Source organism: Neopusillimonas maritima (assembly GCF_003576595.1).
GTDB classification, from domain to species: domain Bacteria; phylum Pseudomonadota; class Gammaproteobacteria; order Burkholderiales; family Burkholderiaceae_B; genus Neopusillimonas; species Neopusillimonas maritima.
In genome coordinates this window covers 174800-184228 of sequence record NZ_NQOU01000006.1, presented here as the reverse complement: position 1 = coordinate 184228, position 9429 = coordinate 174800, and the positions used below count along the sequence as shown (strand labels likewise).

Annotated in this window: 4 protein-coding genes and 1 pseudogene; 1 reads left to right on the top strand and 4 read right to left on the bottom strand. The window is 55.3% G+C overall.

Features of this window, described 5'->3' with window-relative positions; genetic code table 11:
- Nucleotides 1-116: 116 nt before the first annotated feature.
- Nucleotides 117-1370, top strand: a pseudogene (locus CJO09_RS13940) (DUF3141 domain-containing protein); the annotation flags it as partial.
- Here the strand turns inward: CJO09_RS13940 and CJO09_RS13935 are convergent.
- From CJO09_RS13935 to purL, 4 genes are all read right to left on the bottom strand, one after another.
- Complete coding sequence (locus tag CJO09_RS13935) at nucleotides 1338-1832, bottom strand: integrase arm-type DNA-binding domain-containing protein (protein WP_425454092.1); 495 nt, start codon at nucleotides 1830-1832, stop codon at nucleotides 1338-1340. The pseudogene CJO09_RS13940 and the gene CJO09_RS13935 overlap by 33 nt on opposite strands.
- Before the next feature lie 366 nt (nucleotides 1833-2198).
- Entirely contained in the window at nucleotides 2199-3785 is a 1587-nt protein-coding gene (gene guaA, locus CJO09_RS13930; RefSeq protein WP_119442886.1) for a glutamine-hydrolyzing GMP synthase, read from the bottom strand.
- An 82-nt stretch (nucleotides 3786-3867) separates the two neighbouring features.
- On the bottom strand, nucleotides 3868-5331 hold the full coding sequence (gene guaB / locus CJO09_RS13925) for an IMP dehydrogenase (protein WP_119442885.1): 1464 nt from the start codon (nucleotides 5329-5331) through the stop codon (nucleotides 3868-3870).
- 61 nt (nucleotides 5332-5392) lie between these two features.
- Nucleotides 5393-9427, bottom strand: coding sequence for a phosphoribosylformylglycinamidine synthase (gene purL, locus CJO09_RS13920; RefSeq protein ID WP_119442884.1), 4035 nt, complete (start codon nucleotides 9425-9427; stop codon nucleotides 5393-5395).
- Between the last annotated feature and the right edge of the window lie 2 nt (nucleotides 9428-9429).

The window sequence follows — 9429 nt, the reverse complement described above, 5'->3', positions numbered from 1 at the left end:
ATCGACAGTTCGCGGCTCCCGCTGCGGAACCTGTTTTACTTTAACCAAACAGCCTCCGCGATTCCCGGTTTGATTCAGGACTTTTTTCAGGAGTCGGCCTGCCGCCGGGTCACACGATGACGGAGTATGCCATCGATACCTGGCAGCGGAGTGTTCTCTATGCGGATGTGATGCGTCAACGTGGGAACCAGTATCAGGCGCACCTTACCGAGGACGTGCCAAACGTTTTGGACTTCCTCTCAGAAGTGATCGTGTCCGGTCAGGATTTACCTCGCCCAGTGAACTACTGGCTGGTGCGGATCGTGCCGCCTGCAGATAAGCCTGCCGACCCTATGAAGCGGCCGTTTGTAGTGATAGACCCCCGCGCTGGACACGGTCCCGGCATTGGCGGTTTCAAAGTCGACAGCGAAATCGGTGTTGTGATCGATGCCGGGCATCCCTGTTATTTCATCGGATTTTTGCCTGACCCAGTGCCTGGGCAGACGATCGAAGACGTGATGCATGCCCAAGCCGCCTTTATGGAAAAGGTGCTTGAGCTGCATCCCTGTCGAGAAGGCAAGCCTGCCGTCATCGGAAATTGCCAGGCGGGATGGCAGATCTTGATGACGGCAGCGATCCGCCCGGAATTGTTCGGTCCAATTATTGTCGCTGGCGCCCCACTGTCGTATTGGGCAGGATGGCGCGAGCGTGATCCCATGCGTTATTCCGGAGGACTATTGGGCGGAAGCTGGCTGACGGCCATGACGAGTGACATGGGTGCTGGACGCTTCGACGGTGCCTGGCTGGTGCAAAACTTTGAAAACCTCAATCCTGCCAACACTCTCTGGAGTAAGCAATACCACTTGTATTCGAACATCGACACCGAGGCGCCCCGCTATTTGGGGTTTGAAAAGTATTGGGGCGGATATGTTTACCTCAATGATGTGGAAATGCAGTACATCGTCGACAACTTGTTTATCGGTAATCGTCTTGCCACGGCCGAGCTGATGACTTCCGACGGTGTGCGCATAGACCTGCGCAACATACGTTCGCCCATTGTGGTCTTTTGCTCGTATGGCGATAACATTACGCCACCACCACAGGCGTTGGGGTGGATTACCGATCTTTATGAAAATGACGAAGACGTGCTGTCGCACGACCAAACCATCATTTATGCGACCCACGACAGCGTGGGCCATTTAGGAATTTTTGTTTCTGGGGCGGTCAGTCGCAAAGAGCATCATAAGTTCGCGACGAATATAGACCTGATCGATGTACTGCCCGCGGGCACATACCGCGCAACGATCGCAGATGTCGCCCCACATGAGGGCGCTGACCCAATACGAAACCACGAACTTTCAATCGAGCCGACGCGTCTTGCTGACCTGCGTGGCTGGTGCCCCACGTTCGACGATGGCATCGGCACGCCCACGCACATCTTCTTCGGTAATTTCGTGCAAAAGCCGGTTGTCAAAAAAAGGCTTGAGGTCGCGCATATACACGGATCGGCGCATATCGCGGGTAGACTCGGCCATCTCGTGGCCACGTAGGTACTCTTGCGCCCAGACACCGAATCTTTTTTCAGCCCGTAACTTGCCCTTGCTACGGGCTTTATCCTGCGCGGGTGACTGCCCTGCTGCGATCTTTTTCTTAGCTTCTTGGAGCATATTGCGGGCTTCGGCAAGCGTAATGCCATCAGGCCCATACCGCCCGAAAGTCAGTGTTTCGCTGCGGCTGTTTAATCGGTAGTTATAGCGAAATGAAATCGTGCCCGTTACGCTGACAGCAACGTACAAACCCTCACGGTCGGCAAGCTTATACTGTTTATCACGCGGCTTGATGTTGCGAAGCATGGTATCGGTTAACACGGCATTCCTTTGTGAAATCAATAGCTTGCTGGTTTTAAAAACCATCTTGGATGGTATTGCATAACGACTTCAATACCATCTTTTCAGTTAGCTATTTATTTTAAAATATCTTATTTATATCAATAAGATATGCTGTTCCAATACCATCCAGCCACAAATTATCAACGGATGGTATCGGGCTCGGCGACACCATAACACAGAGCCCATACCATCATTAATACCATTCTTAATACGTGCTTGGCGCTGCTTAATACTGCCCGACAACGCCAGACGAAAAAACGGAGAACCGCATAAATGCAGGCTCTCCGTCGTTTTAATGCTTGTTACTGCCTTACCTTGCCAGGCAGCAAATCACTCCCACTCAATCGTAGCAGGCGGCTTACTCGACACATCATAAGTCACCCGGTTAATCCCGCGTACCTCATTAATAATGCGGCTGGATACCTTCTTTAGCAACGAATAAGGCAATTCCGCCCAGTCAGCCGTCATGAAGTCCGATGTTTGCACCGCGCGCAGCGCCACCACGTAGTCATACGTGCGGCCATCGCCCATAACCCCCACCGATTTAACCGGCAGGAAAACGGCAAAGGCTTGCGAGGTTAAGTCGTACCAGTTCTTGCCGCTGTTAGTGTCTTCGGCCTTGCGCAGTTCTTCAATGAAGATCGCATCGGCGCGGCGTAGCAAATCGGCATACTCCTTGCGCACTTCGCCCAGAATGCGAACACCCAGGCCGGGGCCGGGGAATGGGTGGCGGTATACCATGGCCGGGGGCAAACCCAGTGCCACACCCAGTTTGCGCACTTCATCTTTAAAGAGTTCGCGCAAGGGTTCCAGCAATTTCAGGTTCAGGGTTTCCGGCAACCCGCCCACATTGTGGTGCGACTTAATGGCCACCGCTTTACCGGTTTTGGCGCCCGCCGATTCAATGACGTCGGGGTAGATGGTGCCCTGGGCCAGCCAGCGGGCATTCTTCAGGCGCGAGGCTTCCGCCTGGAACACTTCCACGAACTCGCCACCAATAATCTTGCGCTTGGCTTCCGGGTCGGACACCCCCTTCAGCTTACCCATGAACTGGTCGGTGGCATCCACGTGAATAATCTTCATGCCAAAATGATCGCCGAAGGTTTGCATGACCTGCTCGCCTTCGTTCAAACGCAGCAAACCGTGGTCAACGAATACGCAGGTTAGCTGGTCGCCAATGGCTTTGTGAATCAGTGCCGCCGCAACCGAGGAATCCACCCCGCCCGACAAGCCCAGAATAACTTCGTCTTCGCCTACTTGTTCACGAATTGCCTTGACCGCTTCTTCAACGTAGTCGGGCATGTTCCAGTCGCCTTCACAGGCACAGATTTCCCGCACGAAACGCGACAGTATGGCCGTACCTTGCAAAGTGTGCGTGACTTCAGGGTGGAACTGAACACCGTAGAACCCTTTTTCCTCATTGGCCATCCCGGCGATGGGGCAGGAATCGGTTGACGCCATGAGTTTAAAGCCGGGTGGCAATTCCGTAACCTTGTCACCGTGGCTCATCCATACGTGCAACATGCCATGGCCTTCGGGCGTGGAGAAATCCTGAATCCCTTCCAGCAGGCGCGTATGGCCGCGCGCGCGTACTTCCGCATAGCCGAATTCGCGATGATCCGACCATGCCACCTTGCCGCCCATTTGCATGGCCATGGCTTGCATGCCATAGCAAATGCCCAGCACCGGGACACCGGCTTCAAACACGGCCGGCGGCACTTTCAGCGATTCTTCATGGTAGGCCGACGCATGGCTGCCCGACAAAATAATGCCTTTCAGGTTCGAATACGACTGAATGAAATCGTTATCGACATCGCCGGGATGAATTTCACAATAAACGCCGGCTTCACGCACCCTGCGCGCGATCAACTGGGTTACCTGGGAGCCATAATCAAGAATAAGAATACGCTGGTGCATAATTGGGCAAGATGGTTAGAAGTAAAACGGTGTCATGCGACACCGTGAAATAAAAGTTCAGGTAACCCGTACAACGCGAATGCTATGAATCAGCGCGGTAGTTGGGTGCTTCTTTGGTGATCTGCACATCGTGAACGTGCGACTCGCGGAAACCCGCCGCCGTAATTTCAACGAATTCGGCTTTCTGATGCATTTCTTCAATGGATGCGCAGCCGCAATAGCCCATGGAAGCGCGCACACCACCCACCAATTGGTAAATAATGGCAATAACACTGCCTTTGTACGCCACCCGCCCTTCAATACCTTCCGGTACGAGCTTGTCGGCGTTGTTGGCCGGGTCTTGAAAGTAGCGATCGGCCGAACCTTGTGCCATGGCACCCAAGCTGCCCATGCCGCGATACGCTTTGTAAGACCGCCCCTGATACAGCACCACTTCACCGGGCGACTCTTCGGTACCGGCAAACATGGAGCCCATCATGCAGGTGGAAGCGCCGGCGGCCAAAGCTTTGGACACATCGCCTGAAAAGCGAATACCGCCGTCTGCAATGAGCGGAATACCCGTATCTTTCAAGGCTTCGGCAACGTCGGCAATCGCGGTAATTTGCGGCACACCGACACCTGCAACAATACGCGTGGTGCAAATAGAGCCGGGGCCAATGCCAACTTTCACGCCATCGGCGCCGGCATCGGCCAAATCACGCGCCGCTTGCGCCGTAGCGATATTGCCGCCGATAACCTGCACCTTGGGGTAAGTTTGTTTCACCCAGCGAACGCGCTCAAGTACACCGGCTGAATGGCCGTGTGCGGTATCCACCACCAGCACGTCGACACCGGCTTTCACCAGTTTTTCAACACGCTCCTCCGTGCCGTCACCCACACCCACGGCGGCGCCTACACGCAACTGCCCTTGGCCGTCTTTGCTGGCGCTGGGGTGTTCCGTGTTCTTAACGATGTCTTTAACCGTTGCCAGCCCAGTGAGCTCAAAACGGTCATTCACTATCAGCACGCGCTCAAGCCGATGCTTGTGCATCAGTGCCTGGGCTTCATCCAGCGTAGCACCCTCTTTCATGGTGACCAGCCGTTCTTGCGGCGTCATGATGTCGCGCAGTGGCACGTCGAGCCGATCTTCAAAACGCAGATCGCGGTTCGTGACGATGCCCACCACTTTGCCGCCTTCCACAACCGGCAAGCCGGAAATGCCGTGCTTGCGTTGCAACTCAACAGCATCGCGTACTTTCATGTTGGGGGTAACGGTAACCGGGTCGATCACAATACCGAATTCATGACGCTTCACACGCGCCACTTCGTGGGCCTGTTCGTCCGCAGTCAGGTTCTTGTGAATAATGCCAATTCCGCCCTCTTGTGCCATGGCAATGGCCAACCGCGCTTCGGTCACCGTATCCATGGCGGCCGAAACCAGCGGGATATTCAGGCTGATATCACGGGTAAGACGGGTGGCAAGAGACGTATCACGGGGGAGAATTTGGGAGTAGGCCGGCACCAACAACACATCGTCGAAGGTGAGCGCTTTTTTGATAAGACGCATTCAATAACTCCGTACACAAAGCAAAATTATACGACGCAAGGTTAACCCTAACCAAACGGCCCTAGCCTAAACGCATACGCGCGTTGCGGAACAGACGCAGCCAGGGTGTAAATTCACCCCCGGTGTCGTGATTTCCCCACCGTGTAGGCGCCCAGGACATCATGACATTACGCGTCACACGCTCGGGGTGCGGCATCATAATGGTGAAACGACCATCTTCAGTAGTAACACCAGCCACGCCGCCGGGGCTGCCGTTCGGGTTGTACGGATAGGTATCCGTGGCAATGCCCTGGTTATCCACATAGCGCATGGCCACGTTTACGTCTTGAATACTGCCCTGACGCTCGAAATTGGCAAAGCCTTCGCCGTGCGCGACCGCAATTGGTGCTTGCAAGCCCGCCATACCTTGCAGAAATAGCGAAGGCGATTCGGGAATTTCCACCATGGTTAAACGGGCTTCGTATTTTTCCGATTGGTTACGGGTAAAGCGTGGCCAATTTTCCGCGCCCGGAATCATATCGGCCAGGGCCGCCATCATTTGGCAGCCATTGCACACCCCCAGTCCGAAGCTGTCTTCACGCTCAAAGAAACGGGTGAATTGTTCAGCCAGGTTGTCATTGAAACGAATGGTGCGTGCCCACCCTTCCCCGGCGCCCAGCACGTCGCCATAGCTGAACCCGCCCACGGCCACCAGGCCGGTGAAGTCGGCCAGGTCGGTGCGCCCGGCCAGCAGGTCAGTCATATGGACATCATGCGTTTCAAACCCGGCCTTGTCGAACGCCCAGGCCATTTCAATATGACTGTTGCAACCTTGTTCGCGCAAAATAGCCATGGCCGGCCTTGCGCCTTTGGAAATATACGGCGCAGCGATGCCTTCCTGAGGGTCGAAGGCCACCTTGGGCTGAAAGCCTGGGTCTTCCCGGTTTTGCCAAACGTCGAATTCCGCTTGCGCGCATTCAGGATGATCGCGCCGGTTCATAATACGGCGGCTGACCTCGCTCCATTGTTGTGCCAGATCGCGCCAACCCTGCTGGTATATGCATTTGCCATCACGGAAAATCTGGATTTCGTCTGCCTGATTCAAGCCGCCGATAACGTGGCTGTAGGGCGACAGGCCCTTTTCGCGCAATTTCTGTAAAACCGTATTACGCTCGGCCAACGGCACTTGAATAACTGCACCGGCCTCTTCATTGAACAAGGCTTTCAGCGTGATTTCATCACGCTGCACCGCGACTTGTTCAGGACGAATTTTGTAATCACCCCAATCAGCCGCATACGGATCAATCGTAAGCATGTCCAGATTCAGTGACACCCCAGTGTGCCCGGCAAACGCCATTTCACAAATCGTGGCCCACAAACCGCCGTCAGAGCGGTCGTGATACGCCAGAATATGGTTGTCGTCGGCCAGCAAACGAATGGCTTCGAAGAAGGCACGCATCATGACTGCGTCGTCGATGTCCGGCACCTCGTTGCCGACCTGGTTGAACGAGTGCGCCAACACAGAACCACCCATGCGTTGTTGGCCTTTACCCAGGTCGATCAGAATCAGTGCCGTATCGCCGGCATCGGTTCTTAATTGAGGGGTCAGGCTGCGGCGTACGTCGGCCACCGGCGCAAATGCCGTGACGATCAACGAAACTGGCGCCATGACTTCACGATCCTGCTCATCTTCGCGCCACGAAGTGCGCATCGATAACGAGTCTTTACCCACGGGAATGGACAAATCGAGCGCCTGACACCATTCACTAACGGCTGAAACCGTATCGTACAACGCAGCGTCCTGGCCTTTTGAGCCGCAGGCGGCCATCCAGTTAGCCGACAGTTTGATGTCGGTTAAGGCACGCACATCGGCCGCCACCAAATTGGTCAGCGCTTCGGCCACCGACATACGCCCCGAAGCCGGCGCGTTCATGACTGCAATGGGGGTGCGTTCTCCCATGGCCATCGCCTCGCCCCGTGTGCTTTCAAAATCACTTAACGTGACCGCGCAGTCGGCTACCGGCACCTGCCACGGGCCCACCATTTGGTCCCGGCTGCTTAGGCCACCCACGGTACGGTCACCAATGGTAATCAAGAACGTTTTATTGGCCACTGTTGGGTGTCGCAACACACGTTGCGTAGCCTCTTCCAGCGTAATCAGCGGTAAATCAACGGCGGGGGTTTCGAGTGTTTCGCGTTGCACATCACGCGTCATACGGGGTGGTTTACCCAAGATGACGTCAATAGGCACATCTACCGAATGTGGCAGGTCTTCCCCCAGCGTCACTTTCAACTGACGCTCTTCGGTTGCCACCCCCACCACCGCATACGGGCAGCGTTCTCGTTTGGCCAGCGCATCAAAGCGGTCGAGATCTTCAGGCGCAATAGCCAGCACGTAACGCTCTTGGGCTTCGTTACTCCAGATTTCCGCCGCCGACAAGCCGCTTTCTTCCAGATGCACCTGGGTTAAATCGAACACGGCACCGCGCTCAGCGTCGTTCACCAATTCGGGGAAGGCATTCGACAACCCCCCTGCGCCCACATCGTGAATCGCAATAATAGGGTTGGCCGCGCCCAGTTGCCAGCAGCGGTCAATGACTTCTTGCGCGCGCCGTTCAATTTCCGGGTTGCCCCGTTGTACGGAATCGAAATCCAGTTCGGCGGTGTTCGAACCTACCCCCATACTCGACGCTGCACTGCCCCCCATGCCAATACGCATGCCCGGGCCACCCAACTGAACCAGCAACGCGCCAGGCGGAATGGGATCTTTATGTGTGAGACGGTCGTCGATATAACCCAGGCCACCGGCAATCATAATGGGCTTGTGATAACCCCAACGAACGTCGGCAACGGTTTGTTCATAACTACGGAAATAGCCCAACAAATTTGGGCGACCGAATTCATTATTGAATGCGGCGCCGCCCAAGGGGCCTTCAACCATAATGTCCAGCGCACTGGCAATACGGTCGGGGCGGCCATGGGTGTCTTGCTCCCAAGGCTCAGGCGCCTCTTCGAAATGCAAATGCGAAACCGTAAACCCGGTGAGACCAGCCTTAGGCTTGGAGCCACGCCCCGTAGCCCCTTCGTCGCGAATTTCGCCACCGGCCCCGGTAGCGGCACCGGGAAAGGGTGCAATCGCCGTGGGGTGATTATGCGTTTCCACCTTCATTAAGGTATGCACCGTGGCAGGATGATGGCCGTAAACGGTAGCCCCGTTAGACGGTGCAGCGTGAAAAAGCGTAGCCTCACCGCCTTCCATAATGGCGGCGTTATCAGAATAGGCCACGACGGTGCCGGCCGGTTGCGCCGCATGCGTGGCACGAATCATGCCGAACAAGGTGTTGTTCTGAGATTCACCGTTAATGACCCACTGCGCGTTGAAAATCTTATGACGGCAGTGCTCGCTGTTTGCTTGGGCAAACATCATCAACTCAACGTCTGTCGGGTTACGCTTCAGGCCCGCGAAAGACTGTTCCAGGTACTCAATCTCGTCATCGGAAAGCGCCAGGCCCAATTCTTTGTTCGCCTGTTCCAGCGCCGCCCTGCCTTGTTCCAGCACGGGGATCAACGCCATGGGCTTGCCAGGTAGCGAGGCAAACAAAGCCTGCCCTTCAAACTGAGCGTCTACAACCGTTTCGGTCATGCGGTCGTGCAAACAAGCCGCAATTTGGGCCAGTTGCTCTTCCGAAACAGACTGTGTGCCCAGTAACCCTTTCGCGGGCTGAATTACATAACGAATCCCGCGTTCAATGCGCCGCACAGCCTGCAACCCACAATTATGCGCAATGTCGGTGGCTTTGCTGGCCCAGGGGGAAACCGTGCCCGGACGGGGAATTACACGTAATACCAGGGTGCGTTTATCTTCACTGAAAGCCGGTTCTTGAACGCCGTAATCAAGCAACTGGGTTAAACGCAACTCCCCGGCGGGATCAAGCGGCTGATCGACCCAAACAAAATGCTCGTAAAAGCCGTCGATATTGGCAACAGGCAACTTCAGATAGGAAAAAGTTTGCAGCAGGCGTTCGCGACGAAAATCAGACAGAACAGAAGAGCCGAGGAAATGCAAAAAGGAATTCACAGTGAGACGCGCTTGTTCAAGAGGAGAAGAAACACGCATTT